General features: G+C 58.1%; 14 protein-coding genes and 1 riboswitch. Of the genes, 8 read left to right on the top strand and 6 right to left on the bottom strand.

Going from position 1 to position 16,462, the window contains the following annotated elements; all coding sequences use genetic code 11:
- Window positions 1-107: 107 nt before the first annotated feature.
- The gene (locus tag C7H10_RS00705; protein ID WP_106693280.1) at window positions 108-908 is read left to right on the top strand and encodes a glycosyltransferase family 2 protein; all 801 of its coding nucleotides are present in this window, start codon (window positions 108-110) and stop codon (window positions 906-908) included.
- A gap of 16 nt (window positions 909-924) precedes the next feature.
- On the opposite strand, the gene C7H10_RS00700 is transcribed toward C7H10_RS00705, so the two are convergent.
- From C7H10_RS00700 to lpxL, 4 genes are read right to left on the bottom strand one after another with little or no spacing between them, the layout of a single operon-like run.
- Entirely contained in the window at window positions 925-1,932 is a 1,008-nt protein-coding gene (locus tag C7H10_RS00700; protein ID WP_106693278.1) for a glycosyltransferase, read from the bottom strand.
- Window positions 1,929-3,038 carry a glycosyltransferase family 4 protein gene (locus C7H10_RS00695; RefSeq protein WP_106693277.1) on the bottom strand — a complete coding sequence of 370 codons (1,110 nt, stop codon included), beginning with the start codon at window positions 3,036-3,038 and terminating at the stop codon, window positions 1,929-1,931. The genes C7H10_RS00700 and C7H10_RS00695 overlap by 4 nt, the downstream gene beginning before the upstream one ends.
- Window positions 3,035-3,997: a mitochondrial fission ELM1 family protein gene (locus C7H10_RS00690; RefSeq protein ID WP_106693276.1), complete on the bottom strand. Its 963-nt coding sequence runs from the start codon at window positions 3,995-3,997 to the stop codon at window positions 3,035-3,037. Before C7H10_RS00690 ends, C7H10_RS00695 begins: the two co-directional genes overlap by 4 nt.
- Before the next feature lie 3 nt (window positions 3,998-4,000).
- Window positions 4,001-4,957 (bottom strand): LpxL/LpxP family Kdo(2)-lipid IV(A) lauroyl/palmitoleoyl acyltransferase, encoded by a 957-nt coding sequence (lpxL, locus tag C7H10_RS00685; RefSeq protein WP_106693275.1) that lies wholly within the window; start codon window positions 4,955-4,957, stop codon window positions 4,001-4,003.
- A gap of 102 nt (window positions 4,958-5,059) precedes the next feature.
- On the opposite strand from lpxL, the gene waaA reads away from it, so the two are divergent.
- On the top strand, window positions 5,060-6,313 hold the full coding sequence (gene waaA, locus C7H10_RS00680; RefSeq protein WP_061332409.1) for a lipid IV(A) 3-deoxy-D-manno-octulosonic acid transferase: 1,254 nt from the start codon (window positions 5,060-5,062) through the stop codon (window positions 6,311-6,313).
- 43 nt (window positions 6,314-6,356) lie between these two features.
- On the opposite strand, the gene C7H10_RS00675 is transcribed toward waaA, so the two are convergent.
- Window positions 6,357-7,718: a TolC family outer membrane protein gene (locus C7H10_RS00675; RefSeq protein WP_106693273.1), complete on the bottom strand. Its 1,362-nt coding sequence runs from the start codon at window positions 7,716-7,718 to the stop codon at window positions 6,357-6,359.
- 188 nt (window positions 7,719-7,906) lie between these two features.
- Window positions 7,907-8,020: riboswitch (TPP riboswitch) on the top strand.
- Between the two features lie 81 nt (window positions 8,021-8,101).
- Here C7H10_RS00675 and thiC point away from each other — a divergent pair.
- The 4 genes from thiC (at window position 8,102) to cpdA (ending at window position 12,560) form a co-directional block, all read left to right on the top strand.
- Entirely contained in the window at window positions 8,102-9,979 is a 1,878-nt protein-coding gene (gene thiC / locus C7H10_RS00670) for a phosphomethylpyrimidine synthase ThiC (RefSeq protein ID WP_106693272.1), read from the top strand.
- Window positions 9,980-10,436: 457 nt separating this feature from the next.
- Entirely contained in the window at window positions 10,437-11,057 is a 621-nt protein-coding gene (locus C7H10_RS00665) for an NUDIX domain-containing protein (RefSeq protein ID WP_106693271.1), read from the top strand.
- Window positions 11,054-11,539: a DUF1249 domain-containing protein gene (locus tag C7H10_RS00660; RefSeq protein ID WP_106693269.1), complete on the top strand. Its 486-nt coding sequence runs from the start codon at window positions 11,054-11,056 to the stop codon at window positions 11,537-11,539. Before C7H10_RS00665 ends, C7H10_RS00660 begins: the two co-directional genes overlap by 4 nt.
- A gap of 214 nt (window positions 11,540-11,753) precedes the next feature.
- Window positions 11,754-12,560 (top strand): 3',5'-cyclic-AMP phosphodiesterase, encoded by an 807-nt coding sequence (gene cpdA, locus C7H10_RS00655; protein WP_106693268.1) that lies wholly within the window; start codon window positions 11,754-11,756, stop codon window positions 12,558-12,560.
- 83 nt (window positions 12,561-12,643) lie between these two features.
- Here cpdA and metE read toward each other — a convergent pair whose 3' ends face one another.
- On the bottom strand, window positions 12,644-14,914 hold the full coding sequence (metE, locus tag C7H10_RS00650) for a 5-methyltetrahydropteroyltriglutamate--homocysteine S-methyltransferase (RefSeq protein WP_106693267.1): 2,271 nt from the start codon (window positions 14,912-14,914) through the stop codon (window positions 12,644-12,646).
- 114 nt (window positions 14,915-15,028) lie between these two features.
- Here metE and C7H10_RS00645 point away from each other — a divergent pair, with 114 nt between their 5' ends.
- Both C7H10_RS00645 and gcvH read left to right on the top strand, forming a co-directional pair.
- Window positions 15,029-15,919 carry a LysR family transcriptional regulator gene (locus C7H10_RS00645; RefSeq protein WP_106693266.1) on the top strand — a complete coding sequence of 297 codons (891 nt, stop codon included), beginning with the start codon at window positions 15,029-15,031 and terminating at the stop codon, window positions 15,917-15,919.
- 48 nt (window positions 15,920-15,967) lie between these two features.
- Window positions 15,968-16,360, top strand: a complete 393-nt coding sequence (gcvH, locus tag C7H10_RS00640) for a glycine cleavage system protein GcvH (protein ID WP_106693265.1) — start codon at window positions 15,968-15,970, stop codon at window positions 16,358-16,360.
- Window positions 16,361-16,462 lie beyond the last annotated feature (102 nt).

Genomic DNA, 16,462 nt, shown 5'->3' with positions numbered 1-16,462 from the left:
GTAGCTTTCGGTCAGCATTGTCCTTTTCTGATGGCTGAATATTATCACAGGTGCGCTAACTCGGCAGTGTTTGGGGCCGAGCAGGGTCCAGTTTGCGGGTGTTTATGATGAAACTGCCGTTATCGGTTTACTACATCACGTTGAATGAAGAGCAGAGGCTGCCGGAATCTCTTGAGAAGGTGAAGGACTGGGCTGATGAAATCATCGTTGTTGATTCGGGTAGTACAGACCGAACCTGTGAACTAGCAGAGGCCGCGGGCGCCCGGGTGGTTTATCGGGAATGGGAAGGCTTTGCGAGCCAGAAGGCCTATGCCGCCAGCCTGTGTGCGAACGACTGGGTACTTGATCTGGATGCTGATGAAGTGCTTTCCGATACCCTGGTACGAAACATCAAGCAGCTGTTTTCCAAGCCGATCTCTCCGGATATCGCTGGTTATCGTATGCGTTGGGTTTTGTCGTCCCCTAACCCGAGGCACCCTTTTCGGCACGACAAGTCCAAGAAGATCCTGCGGCTCTACAATCGGAAACGGGCTGCGATCCATGCGGAAAAACACAGTAACGATGATCGGCCTAGAGTGCATACAGGTAGTGTGTTGGAGCTCAAAGGCGATGTCTTGCACAGGACATTGATTTCTCTGGAGCAGATGGAGAGAAAGTACATTCAACTGTCCAGTGAGCAGGCCCGGTTCCTCTATGAGAAGGGCAGGCGAATTTCGACCCCGCGTTTGATGGTCGAATTTCCTTTTAAGTTTTTGAAGTATTACCTGATCCACCGTCAGGTATTGAATGGCTGGTTCGGGTTCAGTGTTTCAGTAGTGGCCGCAAACCGTAATTTCATGCGGTTGGCGAAGGCAAGGGAATTGCAGATGCTCGAGAGAATCAGTCGTTCCGGTGGCGAGGAGCAGTAAGACGCTCTCACAGGTGCTATTCGGCTTGATACACTCTGACGGTTGCCTCTGCCATGCCCCTGAGCGTGAGATGTGTCTGCGCATAGTCGAATGCGGATTGCTCAGATTCTTGAAGACCATCCAGGTTGTTCAGTGCGCTGGCGATGACGTCGGCGATAGCCTGCGCGGAAATATCCCTGGCGAGCGCGTTCTCGGGAAGCAGGTCGACACTGCCGGAAACCGGGGTTGAGACCACCGGCAGTCCGGCCATCAAGGCTTCGATCAAAACGTAAGGAAACCCCTCCCGCCTTGAGCTGAGAACCATCAAGTCTGCATTGGACAATGCCGATGCCAGCGTTGTTTGGTGTCCTGCCATCTTCACCGAGTGTCTCAGGCTTTCATCGCCAATCAGCCGATGCAGGTTTCTGGCTTCAGAGCCGTCACCAAAGATGGTGAGGTGTGCCGTCGGAAAGCGGTCATGGATCATGCTCCATGCCTGGATTAGCATGTCGAACCCCTTTACTGGCTCCAGCCTCCCGGCAGCAATGACGTTCGTTGTTTGGGGGAGTGGATAGTTGCCGGGGGGCGATTCCGGGGTTTCCTTCCGGATTCCATTGTAAATCAGATGACGGGACCGGTGACTAAGGCCCTCGTAGATCGACCCGCTGACGGCAATGACTTTGTCCAGCAGAAGGAAAGGGCGAAGGTTTGATTTGCTTCCGTGAATCGTCCCTACGGTTTGCCAGGTCTGACGAGGCAACCTGCCGAGTATGACGGCGGCTTTATTGCCGTGGGCATGAGCAATATCGGGCGAAACCCGCTTCAATATCCGGGAAACACACCAACGAAGCCAGGGGTTGTTTCGGCTCAGCTTCATCGGGCACGGATGAAACTCGGGGAATGGGAAGTGCGAGCGGTAGTCAGGATGGGCGATTATGTGCACCTCATGCCCGAGGCTCGTGAGGGCTTCCGCCAGGTCCGCCACATGTTTTTCCATGCCACCCCAGGCACTACCAGGCGTTGCGAGTATCAGGGCGACCTTCAATCGGGCCTCCCGTTCAGGGCCTGTTGGTATACCCGAAGCGTCGCCTCCGTCTGCGCCCGCAACAAAAACCGCTCCGGCAACTCAATCTCCGGCCGGGGCTTATCCAGCAATCCCAGCACAGCACTGGCGAATGCCCCGGTATCATCCGGCGTCACCAGTCCGTCCCGAAAGCATGCCTGCAGCGTTTCCGCCGCACCGCCCCGGTTGTAGGCCACCACTGGCGTGCCGGACGCCAGGGCTTCGGTCACCGTGCGTCCGAAGGGTTCTGGCTTGGTGGACATGTGGCAAACCACATCAGCGAACAGATACAGGTTGGTCATGTCGTTGCGCTGGCCGAGGAATGTGACTTTATCGGTCAGGCCTAGCCGGCTGCGCTCTCTTTCCAGCTCCTGCAGGAATCGTTCTTTTCCCGGTTCGGCCCCGCCCACGATGATGCCGTGACAGTCCAGCCGCTGGCGGACAATGCGGGCCATGGCTTCAAGGTAGTCCAGTTGGCCTTTCCAGCGGGAAATGCGGCCGGGCATCATAATGATTTTCTTGCCGGCCAGTTGGGGGAAGCGGGACAGGAGGATGTCCAGCCACTGGTCGTTGATGGCGCGGTTGCGGAAGGCGTCGATGTCGACGCCGCGCTGGATCACCGTCAGCTTGTCTTCCGCTACCTCGAAATTCTTCAACACGTAATCCCGCACGCAATTGGAGACGGCAATGATCTGGTGCGCCCTGGTCATGATGGCGCTGTAGGGATTAACGGAATACATGCCGTGAAAGGTCGAGACAACGGCGGGCTGTTGGTCGGCAGGCAGGGTCTTCAGGGCCAGATGGATAATCCAGGCGGGCATGCGGGAGCGGACATGAACAATGTCAGGCCGCAGCTCCTGCAACAGCTTGCGCATGGGCAGAATCTGCCCGAAAGACGCGGGCGTTTTCCGGTGGATGGGCATGTGGATGTGGGTTGAGCCCTGGCCGCGCACTTGCTCTGCCATGGGCCCACCGTTGGAGACCACAAAAGACTCATGGCCACGCTTGACCAGCTCGGCGGCGAATTCCACCGTGCCTCTTTCCACACCACCGCTATAGAGCGCAGGAAGAGCCTGGAGAATCTTCATTGCCTGGCCTCCTTTCCTGATTGTTGAAAAGCAGCCAAATAGTTACCCGCCACCCATCGGGCAGCCCGGTCGGCTTCCCAGAGTCGTTCATGCCTTTCTGCCTGTTCGGCCATCACGCTGGCATGGTCTGCCCAGTGGGCAATCAGCCCCCGCTCTGTCAGGCGTTTTACCCCGTTCGCCACGCGGCTGTTGGCACGCGCATTCAAACTCAGCAGGCCGGTGGGCACGCCGGAAGTGGCGGCTTCGCACACCATGGAAATGCTGTCCGGCGTTACCCAGACCGCGCGGGAAGCAGCGAGCTGGTGGCTGAGCCAGTCGTCGTGGGTACGGGTGTGATGCACTACGGAGATTTTCGGGCTCTGCAATTCGGCCAGTCGCTCGCTGGTCGTTTCCGGCGTGCGCCGGGAATCGGTGATGGTCCAGCGCCATTGAGGGTAGCGCGCAATAAGGTCACTGACCTGGTTCAGAATGGCATCGTCGTCCCAATCGAAATGTTCCGAACGTCCACCCACCAGGATCAGGGCTTCCGGTTTGCTGGTTAGCCGGGCGAGGGGTGTGATGGTGTTGATCACGCCTTCGGTGTGCAGGATGTTGTTAGCAGGCTTTACCTCGTCATGGGCCGGGATAATCGCGCCATCTACCCAGCCCAGTGGGAAGGCCGGTTTCATCAGTACGAGGGTTTTGGCCTTGCCCAGGCGCCGAAGTGCCAGTAATAAACGATGAGTACCGGTGCCTGCGGCCACAATCAGGTCCGGTTTGGGCAGTGCTGTATCCATAGCTGGGGCCACACCCAGCAGGGCCCGCCACAGAGGTACCGGGTATTCTTCGGCACTGATCCAGTAGAGCGCCGCGCCGGTCAGCACCCGCAGGCGATTGCCCAGCCCCTTGAGTTGGTTTTTGTGGCCGGGCTTGTTGTCTGTCAGCAGCCAGACAACCGGTGCTTGCGAGTGATTGCTCACGGGTTATTCCTTGCGCTTGCGCCCGTAAAAGCCGGGGTCGTCGCGGTCGGGGCGGGTTTTAAAGCGCCGGTGCATCCACAGGTATTGGTCTGGCGCTTTGCGGATTTCCTGCTCAATAACGGCGTTGGTTCGGGTTGCATCGTCCAGGTCGTCACCGCTTGGGAAGTTCTCAAGGGCGGGGTGGAAATAGATGTCATAGCCGGGCTTGTCATCGCGGCGAAAATGGCTGAAGGGCACGACTTTACAGCCGCTGCGTTCGGCAATTCGCGAGGTGGCTGTGATGGTGCCGGCGGGAATGCCGAAGAAGGGGGCGAACACGATGTCCTTGCGGCCGTAGTCCTGATCTGTCGCGTACCACACGGCGCGATTTTTCTTGAGGCTCCTGAACAGGCCGCGCAGGTCGCGGGCACCTAGTACGTTGCCATAGCGCCGGCCCCGGGCCCTGGTCATTACGGCATTCATCAACGGATTGTTGTGATCACGCTGCATAACGTCAGCTTCTATGTATTCGGTGACCAGGCTGCCACCCAGGTCGAGCGTGCTGTAATGGCCGCCCAATAGCAGCACACCCTTGCCGGCTTCCAGCGCTTTCTCGAAATGCTCGATGCCGTGGATGCGGGTCATGCCGGTCAGCTTGGCCGGGTCCCGGAACCAGGCAATGCCCAGTTCCATCAGACCAATACCATTGGCGATAAAGGCATTACGTACCAGGGCCGCCTGTTGCTGTTCATTCAACTCCGGAAAGCACAGGCGAATGTTGACCTCGGTGATGTGCCGGCGGCTCTTGGCCAGTTTCCATGCGAGTAAGCCCGCGATTTTACCCAGCCACCATTGAAACCGGATGGGCAGTTGCGCCACCAGCCACATCACGCTAACGCCCAGCCAGGTTGGCCACCAGCGGGGATGACGGTAAGCTGAGTAGTCGGTATTTCTCGGAAGTTTGCGGTACTTCTTTTTCAAAATCGTGAATCCTGCATCGACAAACGTTTAACCCGGGGGCAAGATGCAACCCCTCGACATTTTTCGCCCTATGATAACGCACTGTTTTGCCGGGAGTCCTGCGTGTTCCAGTTTATCTATTCCCTGCTGATTCGCCTGGCTCTGCCGTTTATTCTCATCCGGCTTTGGTGGCAAGGCCGCAAGGCGCCGGCGCTCAGGCAAGACTGGCAGCATCGCCTGGGCCACGTGCCTTCCATACCCGGGCCTGTAATCTGGGTGCATGCGGTCTCCGTGGGCGAGACCATCGCCGCCGGCCCCATGGTGCGTCGACTGTTGGCGCGCAATCTCGGTGCCACCATTCTGATGACCGCCATGACCGACACCGGCCTTGCCCAGGCCCGGAAAATGTTTGGTAACAGGGTAACCTATGCCTACGCGCCATACGACACACCGGGCGCCATCCGTCGATTTCTGCGGCGGGTCAATCCCCGCATTCTGGTCATCATGGAAACCGAGATCTGGCCCAATATGATCAGCCAGTGCCGCCGCAAAAACGTGCCGGTGTTTCTGATCAACGCCCGTCTGTCGGAGCGCTCTGCCAGGGGCTACGAGCGGGTCAGGGGGCTGGCGGCGCCGATCATGAAAAGCATCACCTGGGTGGCGGCCCAGGCAGAACCGGATGCAGAACGCTTTCGTCGAATTGGGGTTGCCGCAAGCCACGTTGAGGTGACGGGCAGTGTGAAGTTCGATGTAGACATCCCGGAGGATGTCCGGCTTGCCTCTGAACGTTTTCGTACCACGCTTGGCCCCCGTCCGGTCTGGATCGCCGGCAGCACACACAGTGGCGAGGATGAACAGCTGCTTCAGGCTCACCGATTGGTGCTTGCGGGACACTCTGATGCCCTGTTGATTATTGTTCCGCGCCACCCGGAACGCTTTGACGCCGTGGCGGTCATGGCACAGGAGCTGGGCTTTCAGGTTGCACGGCGATCTCAGGCGCAGAGTGCTGGGGGCGCGCAGGTTTATCTGGCCGATACCATGGGCGAGCTGATGATGCTCTACGGCGCCAGCGACCTTGCCTTTGTGGGAGGTTCACTGATCGAACGGGGCGGTCACAATCCGCTGGAGCCGGCAGCCTGGGGTATCCCGGTGTTTTCCGGGCCTCATGTGTTCAATTTCGAGACCATCTACGAACGGTTGCTGGCAGACCAGGGTGTGCAGTTGGTTCAGGGGGCAGACGATCTGGCTCGGGCGATCAATCTATTGTTTGCCAACCCGGCGGAACGCAAAGCCTATGGGGAGCGAGCACTGGCGGTGGTTAACAAAAACCGGGGCGCATTAGACAGAGTGGTTGAGGGGATAATAGAAAGGCTGTGATTCCGGGGCAGTCGCCACCGGAATCACACGGACGACGGTGCCATTACTGCGTGGGGTCGTCCAGGGTCAGATCTTCTTCTGCCAGAGCTTCGATGCCCCTGGCGCTGGCGCTGAGCCAGTTGTTCAGTTCAATCAGGTCTTGCGGGCTCAGAGTGCCTGCCGCCTGTTTCAGCTGTAACGTGTTAATCACGTAATCGTAACGGGCATTGGCATAATCCCGCAGGGCCACGTAATACGCCCGCTCGGCATCCAGCACTTCCACAATGTTCCGGGTTCCCACATCGTAACCGGCACGGGTCGCGTCCAGCGCACTGCGGCGGGAGATGATGGTCTGTTCCAGGGCTGAGGCGGTTTCAACGTTATTATTTACGGTCAGGTACAGGCTGCGGGTGTTAACCCGAACATCCCGGCGCGTTGTGTTCAGGTCTTCCTGCGCGGCGGTAACCAGTGAGCGCTGCTGGCGCACGCCGGCTTGTGTGCCGCCACCCATGTAGAGGGGAACGTTCAGCTCAAGGCCAATAACGCCTTGTGTGCCTTCCTGCTGGGTATTCTTGGCGCCATCCAGTTCAGACTTGCCATAAGACGCAAACAGGTCAAGCGTAGGCAGGTGGCCGGATTTCGCGACCTTCAGGTTGGCCTCGTTGGCATTCAACTGATAAAGCGCAGACTGAATAACCCAGTTCTGCTCAAGTGCGGTGTTTTCCCAGGCAGAAGGATCCATCGGCTCCGGTCGGCCAAGCGGGAAGTTCTCGCGCAGGTTTTCCAGATCCTCTGCGTATTCGCCAGTCAAACGCGCCAGTTGTTCACGGGCAACGTTGAGCTGGTTTTCAGCGGCGATGCGCTGACTTTTACTGTCATCGTAACTGGCGCGGGCCTCATAGACCTCGGTGATGGCAATCAGGCCGACATCAAAGCGTTCCTGAGCCTGCTCGTACTGCCGCTGGATGGCTGCTTCGGTGGCGCGTGCGGTTGTCACCGTATCCTGGGCACGCAGCACGTTGAAGTAAGCGGTGGCGACGTCCAGAATCAGCTGCTGTTGGGCCAGGTTGTACTGAGCCTGGGCGGCTTCGGTCTGGAACTGACTGGCATCGTAGCGGAACCAGCTGTCGGCACGAAACACCGGTTGGCTCAGCCGAACGCCGTAGTTCAGGGCCTTATAGCTGTCTCCCGGGCCATTCTTGGCGTCGAAATCGGTGTGGTTGGCCTCAGCAAACGCGCCGACTTGCGGCAGAAGTGTGCTCCTGCTGACATCGCTGGCCGCCTGTTGCGCCTGGAATTGTGCCAGCGCGGAGGCAATGCCCGAATCGTATGATAGCGCCTTCTCGTAGGTTTCCATCAAATCCAGAGAAAAGGCAGGCTGGGCTGCGAGCAGGGTGATCAATCCTGGAAGTAAACGTTTCTTCATTGTTTCTCCTGACATGCTATCTCCGGGCATCCGTGATCGGGATACGGGAATCGGAAGGCCATCGCGCAGAGTGATAGAGCTGCCCTGATAGTGACCCAAAGGTATTGGTTGACCATTATGGACAATAATCAGTCCGGCCTCTACACTTGCATAGCTCAACCATTTTGTGAGCAAAACAAAATACTTATCGCGTCTTGACGGGGTGCCGAATTGCCAGAACATGGTGATCGGCTGAGATTGCAACGCAGAACCCGCGACCTGATCCGGATAATACCGGCGTAGGAATTAAGACCATATGAACCGCGTCAACATGCCTTTGGTGGCATCTTGTCGTAACTCCGTCATACGCGACCCGACACCATCAGCCTCAACGGGAGCAGATCATGACGGACTTGCCAGCTTACCTCAGCGACTCCGCGAAAGTGGACTCCGCAGCAATCAAACCATTACCAAGCTCACGAAAAATATACGTGCAGGGTAGCCGACCCGATCTGCGCGTGCCTATGCGGGAAATTACTGTGGGAGACACCCCCACGGAAATGGGCGGCGAAAAGAACCCGCCGGTCGTTGTGTACGACACTTCCGGGCCTTACACCGACCCTGAGGCCTCCATCGACCTGAGAAAAGGCCTGCCCCCGGTTCGCGCCAACTGGATTGCCGAGAGGGGCGATGTGGAGCAGCTGGATGGCTACACCTCCGAATTCACCCGCCGGCGCATGAAAGACCCCCAGCTCGACCCGTTGCGCTTTATGGATGAGCGTAAACCTCTGCGAGCGAAGCCGGGTAAAAACGTGTCCCAGATGCATTACGCCCGCCAGGGCATCATCACCCCGGAGATGGAATACATCGCCATCCGGGAGAACATGAAATTGCAGGAAGCCCGCGAAAATGGTCTGCTGGCGGACCAGCACCCAGGCCAGTCTTTCGGTGCCAATCTGCCACCAGAGATCACCCCCGAGTTTGTTCGCGACGAAGTGGCTCGTGGCCGCGCCATCATTCCCGCCAACATCAACCACCCGGAAACCGAGCCGATGATCATCGGCCGTAACTTTCTGGTGAAGATCAACGGCAACATCGGCAACTCGGCGGTCACCTCGTCCATCGAAGACGAAGTCGAAAAACTGACCTGGGGTATCCGCTGGGGTTCCGACACGGTGATGGATCTGTCCACCGGCAAGAACATCCACGAAACCCGCGAGTGGATTATCCGCAACTCGCCGGTTCCCATCGGCACCGTGCCCATTTACCAGGCCCTGGAGAAAGTGGGCGGCGTGGCTGAAGACCTGACCTGGGAAATCTTCCGCGACACGCTGATCGAACAGGCTGAGCAGGGCGTCGACTACTTCACCATCCACGCCGGCGTGCGGCTCCATCACGTGCCGCTGACCGCGAAACGTACCACCGGCATCGTGTCCCGTGGCGGCTCCATCATGGCCAAATGGTGCCTGGCTCACCACAAAGAGAGCTTCCTGTACGAGCACTTCGAAGACATTTGCGAGATCATGAAGGCCTACGATGTGTCCTTCAGCCTCGGCGACGGACTGCGCCCCGGTTCTATCGCGGATGCCAACGACGCCGCCCAGTTCGGCGAACTGGAAACCCTGGGCGAGCTCACCAAAATTGCCTGGAAGCACGACGTCCAGTGCATGATCGAAGGCCCCGGCCATGTACCCATGCACCTGATCAAAGAGAACATGGACAAGCAGCTGGAATGCTGCGACGAAGCGCCGTTCTACACCCTCGGCCCACTGACCACGGATATTGCTCCAGGCTACGACCACATCACTTCCGGAATTGGTGCGGCCATGATTGGCTGGTTCGGCTGCGCCATGCTCTGCTACGTTACCCCGAAGGAGCACCTGGGGCTGCCGAACAAGGATGATGTAAAAACCGGCATCATCACCTACAAAATCGCCGCCCACGCGGCCGATCTGGCCAAGGGCCATCCGGGGGCCCAGATCCGCGATAATGCCTTGTCCAAGGCCCGTTTTGAGTTCCGCTGGGAAGACCAGTTCAACCTCGGCCTGGACCCGGACACCGCCCGCGCTTTCCACGATGAGACCCTGCCCAAGGAATCGGCGAAGGTGGCCCACTTCTGCTCCATGTGTGGGCCGAAGTTCTGTTCCATGAAGATCTCGCAGGAAGTAAGGGATTACGCGGCAGAGCAGGGCATCGACGAGGTATCGGCGATTGATGCCGGCATGCAGGCCAAATCGCGGGAGTTCGTGGAGTCTGGCTCCAAGCTTTACGACAAGGTTTGAGTTGGGGTTCGTGATCGCCTAGCCTTCTGGCTGGGTGCTTAGAACCGGGGTGGTGGCCTTGTTCAGAAAGCGACTCGAGACGTCCCTGTGCGTCTCGGGCTCCGCCATCCCTGGCTCCGCACGTTTCTGAACAAGGCCACCACCCCGGCTCTTACTGGCCTTTGCAGTAATCGCTTTACTCATACCCTATGCATTCGTTCTGAGCGGATTGCACAATGTTGGACTGGGCGTGTCGGGTAGGGCCTCCAAAAACTGTGCGGAGCCAGGGATGGCGGAGCCCAAGCGCCCCAGGGATGGGCCGAAGGAGCGTGTTTTTGGAGGCCCTACCCGACACGCCCACCTCCCAAGCTCAGCAGGCTGTGGGCAGAACCGTAATCCAAAGCCAGCCGTAAGACACTTGCACCCAAGCAACCCCAAAGGCTATCGTTCCAAGCCGAACACCAAACCGGAAACACGAATGCCGAAACCGTTCCAGTTCAACGCCAGCGACGTCACCGTCGAAAAACGCGAAACCGTTTTCCAGGGCTTCTTCCGCATGGACAAGCTCTGGCTGGCTCACCCGCGCTTTGACGGCCGCGACATGCCCACCTTCACCCGCGAACTTTTCGTTCGGGGCGACGCCACCTGCGTGCTCCCCTACGACCCGAAACGGGACGAAGTCGTGCTGCTGGAACAGTTTCGCCTCGGCGCTCTGGGCCGTAACCAGTCGCCCTGGTTGCTGGAGCTCGTGGCCGGCATGAATGAAGACGGCGAAAGCCCGGAAGACGTGGCCCAGCGGGAAGGGCAGGAAGAGGCAGGGTTGAGCTTTAGCCGACTTGATAAAATCTGCGATTACCTGGTGTCTCCGGGTGGCACCACCGAAATGATTCACCTTTATTGCGGACAGGTCAGTACGGCCGAAGCTGGCGGTGTTTTCGGTATGGAGCACGAACACGAAGATATTCTCAGCCACGTGGTCAGCGCTGAAGAGTGCTTCGCCATGATTGCCGATGGCCGTATCAACAACGCTGCCGCCATCATCGCTATCCAATGGCTGCAGCTTAACCGGGACAGGCTGCGCCGGGAGTGGCGGGCATGACCGAGTGGGTAAAACGGCCTAAGCCGTATGTGCCGGATCTGCGTCAGTTGGGTGCGCTGTGTGATGGCAACTACCAGCGCCTGCGCAAGCTGCGCCACTTGGAGGCCGATGGCAAGCCCGTGTGCGAATTTGAGCTGCACCGGGAAAACCAGTACCTGGGCAGGGTGCGCATAGAAGTGCTGCAAACCGCCAGGTTCACGGAAACCCTGTTGCTTGAGCAGGTTCACAACAGTGGCCGTTGGCTCAACAATCCGCAAATGACGGTGCGGGTCTACCATGACGCGCTCATGGCTGAGGTGATCAGTTGCTACCGGCAGCGCCAGATTGCGCCGGTAAACGACTACCCGAACCGGTTCATGCATCACCCGGATGAGAAAGTTCAGGTTAATGGGTTTCTGGCCGATTGGCTGGATTACTGCCTGCGGTTTGGACACCTGCCTATGGAGCACGCCGCCTGGTCTGCGGGCGAAGGCTGCGACTGAATTCGTTGTCTCTGTCATGAACTGCGCCACAGTGCGCTGAAAGTCTGACTTGCTCCCGGCTTTGCCTGTGCCATAGTTGTCAAAAACTGCAAAATCTTTGTGGTGGCGGGCCAGAATGTGACCTACCTACCATTTAAAACTGATAAAACGGAACGCAGCCGTCGTACACTTGTCTGAAATATCAAACGGTTGCACTCAAGACAACAGGCCCTGAATGACCACTGCGCATACTGCTCGCCCCCTGAAGGTATTGCAGCTGACCGACCCGCACCTGATGGCGTCGGCAGATGGCGCGTTGCTTGGGGTCAATACCCGTGACAGCCTGGCGGCTGTGATTGATGAAGTATTGCGCAACCATGGCCAGCCGGATCTGATCCTCGCGACCGGTGATCTTACTCAGGATGCGTCATCTGAGGCCTATCGGTATTTTGGCGAGCAGTTGAAAGCGTTTAACTGTCCTTCGCTCTGGATCGCCGGCAATCATGACGATTCCGACTTGTTGTCGTCCATAGCAGCGGAGTTTCAGGCGGAGCAAAAACGGGTCGTGCAGGGAGGCTGGCATTTTGTGATGTTGGACTCTTCCGTGCACGGCAAGGTGTTCGGTGAGCTTTCGCCGCCGGAGCTTGCTTTCCTGGACGAGTCGCTGTCGCAGCACCCGGAGTTACCCACCATGGTGTGCCTGCACCATCACCCGGTGGACATTGGCTCCGACTGGATGGAAAAAATCGGCCTGAAGAACCGCGATGCTTTCTGGCAGGTGATCGACAGGCACCCCCAAGTGAAAGTCGTGCTCTGGGGACATATTCACCAGGATCTCCAACAGCAGCGCAATAGCGTGCAGCTGCTTGCCACGCCTTCCACTTGCATCCAGTTCGCCACTGGCTCCAGTAAATTTGCCGTAGAGCCGCTGGCGCCTGGATACCGTTGGTTTGAGCTTGAGCCTTCCGGGCAGTACTCCACGGAAGTATGCCGGGCGAATGAGTTCGAGTTTGATCTGGACGAGAAGAGCACCGGTTACTAGCCGATCAATATGTCCCTATATATTCCCAATGGCCGGCCTGTTCGCCGGCTTGTGAATATATAGGGACAGCACCTGTCCGAGTGTCAGGCCCGCAACGCCTGGGCCGCTGCCACCATCGTCTCCAGCGCTGGCGTCACTTCCTCCCATTTACGGGTTTTCAAACCGCAGTCCGGGTTGATCCACAATCGTTCTGCCGGGATGCGTTCTGCCGCCAGGGTCATCAGATTGATGATGTGTTGCTTGTCCGGAATGTTGGGGGAGTGAATATCGTACACGCCTGGGCCAATGTCATTCGGGTATTCAAAGTTCCGGAAAGCATCCAGCAACTCCATGTCCGACCGTGAGGTCTCGATGGTGATCACGTCGGCATCCATGTGGGCGATGGCCTCGATGATGTCGTTGAACTCCGAATAACACATGTGGGTGTGAATCTGGGTGCTGTCATCCACGCCATTGGCGGCGATGCGGAAGCTGTTAATCGCCCAGTCCAGGTACGTTGCCCAGTCTGACTGGCGCAGGGGCAAGCCTTCCCGCAACGCGGCTTCGTCGATCTGGATGATGTTCACGCCAGCCTTTTCCAGGTCCCGTACCTCTTCACGAATGGCCAGGGCCAGTTGCAGGCAGGAGTCTTTCCTTGGCTGATCGTCCCGCACGAAGGACCAGTTCAGAATCGTCACCGGGCCGGTCAGCATGCCTTTTACCGGCTTGTCGGTGAGGGATTGGGCAAAACGAATCCAGTCCACCGTCATCGCTGCTGGCCGGCGGATGTCTCCAAACAGGATGGGTGGTTTTACACAGCGGGAGCCGTAGGATTGCACCCAGCCGAAGCGGGTAAAGGCATAGCCTTCCAGCTGCTCACCGAAGTATTCCACCATGTCGTTGCGCTCTGGCTCACCATGAACCAGCACATCCAGTCCCAGCTTTTCCTGCTCTTCGATGCATCGGGCGATTTCTGCCTGCATCTGCTCGGTATAGGCTTGCCCGGTCAGTTCGCCTTTACGGAATTGCAACCTTGCCTGGCGGATCTCCGGCGTTTGCGGGAAAGAACCGATGGTGGTGGTCGGGAACGCCGGGAGGTTCAGGATCTGACGCTGCCTGGCAATTCGCTGGGGATAGGGGCTTTGGCGGTTGCCCAGTTCCTGCGTCACTGCGGTGATGGCACGGCGAACCTCCGGGTTGATAACACGGTCGGATTTCCGGCGGCTGTCAATGGCCCGCTGGTTTGCGGCCAGCTCTGCGCGAACACTGGCGTGGCCTTCGTTCAGGGACTTCGCCAGCGTGCTCAGCTCATCAAGTTTCTGCACAGCAAAGGCCAGCCAGCTGCGGATTTCAGTATCCAGCTCCTGCTCACGATCCAGGTCTACCGGCACATGCAGCAGCGAGCAGGACGGCGCCAGCCACAGGCGGTCGGCCAATTTCTCACTCAGCGGCTCCAGCCATTCTAGGATGCTGTTCAGGTCGGATTTCCAGATGTTACGGCCGTTGATGACACCAAGGGAAAGCACCTTGTGGCTGGGCAGCCAATCTGCCACGCGGCTGACTTCAGCAGGGGCGCTCACAGCATCGATGTGCAGCCCGGCCACCGGCAATTCGCAAGCCAGTTGCAGGTTATCCCGGAGCTCTCCGAAATAGGTAGCCAGCAGCAGCTTCGGGCGATTGGCCTTTAACTGGTGATAGGCCAGGTTGAACGCATAGCGCCAGTTGGCGTCCAAATCGGTCACCAGGGCCGGTTCATCAATCTGCACCCATTCGGCACCGGCATCGGCCAGGGCTTCCAGTAGCTGCGAGTAGACTGGCAGCAGGCGCTCCAGCAAATCCAGGCGATGACTGCCATCCGAGGTTTTGCCTAACCACAGGTAAGTAACGGGCCCGATGATCACGGGCTTGGCATTAACGCCCTGTTTCTGTGCTTCAGCCAATTGGGCCAGAAGGCGTTCGGGATTCAGCTCGAACTGGGTGTTGGCATGAAGCTCCGGCACGATGTAGTGGTAGTTGGTATCGAACCATTTGGTCATTTCGCCAGCGACGGTGGCGCAGCAGGGGCTGTCGTTGGCACCCCGGCCCCGGGCGGCACGGAAGTAGGCGTCCAGTTCCGAGCCTTCGTTGTCTTTGGCCCGTGCTGGCAGGTTGCCGAGGGTGACGGACATATCCAATACCTGGTCGTAAAGTGAGAACTCACCTACCGGTACATAGTCCAGCCCGGCTTGCTGCTGCCAGTGGCGCCGGCGCAGGTCGGCGGCCGTGATGGCTAATTCTTGCTCGGTCTGCCGGCCAGCCCAGTAGGCTTCCAGTGCGAATTTCAGCTCCCTCTGGCCGCCAATGCGGGGGAAGCCCAGGTTGTGAGTGATTGCCATGATTGAATCCTTGAATTCCGTGGTTTGTTAAAGGCCTTCAAGATTAGGTGGGTGATGGCATGAATAAAAATGGTATTATTTCACCTATTCATGAGAATAATTCACGGTTTGGCCATGATTGAACGACATCACCTGGAGATATTGCGAGCGGTGGAGCGCCATGGCTCGTTGACGGCGGCAGCGGAACAGTTGCACCTGACTCAATCCGCGCTGTCCCATGCGGTTCGCAAGTTGGAGCAGCAGCTGGACACGCCGGTCTGGCTGAGGGAAGGGCGCCAATTGCGGTTTACCCAGGCGGGCAGTCAGCTGTTGGGATTGGCGAACCGCCTGTTGCCCCAGTTTGAACATGCGGAAATGCAGGTTCGACAGATTGCCAGGGGCCAACGCGGGAGCCTGCGTGTGGGAATGGAGTGCCATCCTTGCTATCAATGGCTTCTGAAGGTAGTGGGTCCTTACTTGCAGTATTGGCCGGATGTGGATGTGGATGTAAAGCAAGAGTTCCAGTTCGGTGGTATGGGGGCGCTTTTCGGCCATGACATCGATCTTCTGGTAACGCCAGATCCGCTGCACAAGCCGGGAGTATGTTTTGAGTCGGTGTTCGACTACGAGCAGGTGTTGGTGGTGCCTGAAGGTCACTCGCTGGCGGACAAGGCGTGGGTAGAGCCCCACCAATTGGAGAAAGAAACCCTGATTACCTACCCGGTGGCGGTGGAGCGGCTGGATATTTTTACCCGGTTTTTCCTGCCGGCCCACTGCACGCCCGCCCGGCACAAGACCATCGAAACCACTGATATCATGTTGCAGATGGTGGCTGCGGGCCGGGGAGTGAGTGCGTTGCCGCGCTGGCTGGTGGATGAGTACGCCAGAAACCTGCCAATTACTGCGCTGAAGCTGGGTAAAGAGGGTATGCCCAAACAGATTTTTCTGGGCTTCCGGGAGCGGGATGAGTCGGTGGATTATCTTTCCGAGTTTGTGAAGTTGGCGCGTGAGGTTCGCTGGGGCTAGGATCTTCGGTTAAACTGCGCGAAAAATTTCAACAGGACACACAAAATCATGAGCGATATTCCTGCAGATCTGAAATACATCGAAACTCATCAGTGGGTTCGGGTGGATGCCGATGGCACAGCCACCGTGGGGATTACCGATTTTGCCCAGGAGCAGTTGGGTGATGTGGTTTACATTGGTGTTCCGGAGGTTGGCGCTACGGTGAATGGTGGCGAGGAGGCTGGTGTGGCTGAGTCGGTTAAGTCTGCTTCGGATGTGTTCAGTCCGGTGACTGGCGAGGTTATCGAGATTAATGAGAAGCTCGAGGACGAGCCGGAGATTGTGAACGAAGATCCTTATGGCGATGGCTGGATGTTCAAGGTGAAGCTGGCGGACCTTGGTGAGCTGGACGGCCTTATGGATGCTGCAGCTTACGGTGACCACGTCGCTGCTGCCGAGTAATTTTTGCAGTGGTGCAAGTCGCGGTTCCGGGGGCGCTTCCCGAAACACGCTGTGAATACGTCCCTGTACGCTCTGCTCCGCCATCCATGGCTCCGCAAGGTT

This window comes from Marinobacter shengliensis (assembly GCF_003007715.1).
GTDB lineage: Bacteria > Pseudomonadota > Gammaproteobacteria > Pseudomonadales > Oleiphilaceae > Marinobacter > Marinobacter shengliensis.
The sequence above is the reverse complement of the archived record's forward strand: the minus strand, read 5'-3'. Positions and strand labels throughout refer to the sequence as shown.

Excerpts from the sequence above, each read along its gene's own strand:
- gcvH (WP_106693265.1), top strand. The coding sequence starts at position 15,968 with ATGAGCGATATTCCTGCAGATCTGAAATACATCGAAACTCATCAGTGG.
- C7H10_RS00665 (WP_106693271.1), top strand. The coding sequence starts at position 10,437 with ATGCCGAAACCGTTCCAGTTCAACGCCAGCGACGTCACCGTCGAAAAA.
- C7H10_RS00645 (WP_106693266.1), top strand. The coding sequence starts at position 15,029 with ATGATTGAACGACATCACCTGGAGATATTGCGAGCGGTGGAGCGCCAT.
- thiC (WP_106693272.1), top strand. The coding sequence starts at position 8,102 with ATGACGGACTTGCCAGCTTACCTCAGCGACTCCGCGAAAGTGGACTCC.
- C7H10_RS00705 (WP_106693280.1), top strand. The coding sequence starts at position 108 with ATGAAACTGCCGTTATCGGTTTACTACATCACGTTGAATGAAGAGCAG.
- C7H10_RS00695 (WP_106693277.1), bottom strand. The coding sequence starts at position 3,038 with ATGAAGATTCTCCAGGCTCTTCCTGCGCTCTATAGCGGTGGTGTGGAA.
- metE (WP_106693267.1), bottom strand. The coding sequence starts at position 14,914 with ATGGCAATCACTCACAACCTGGGCTTCCCCCGCATTGGCGGCCAGAGG.
- C7H10_RS00660 (WP_106693269.1), top strand. The coding sequence starts at position 11,054 with ATGACCGAGTGGGTAAAACGGCCTAAGCCGTATGTGCCGGATCTGCGT.
- cpdA (WP_106693268.1), top strand. The coding sequence starts at position 11,754 with ATGACCACTGCGCATACTGCTCGCCCCCTGAAGGTATTGCAGCTGACC.
- C7H10_RS00675 (WP_106693273.1), bottom strand. The coding sequence starts at position 7,718 with ATGAAGAAACGTTTACTTCCAGGATTGATCACCCTGCTCGCAGCCCAG.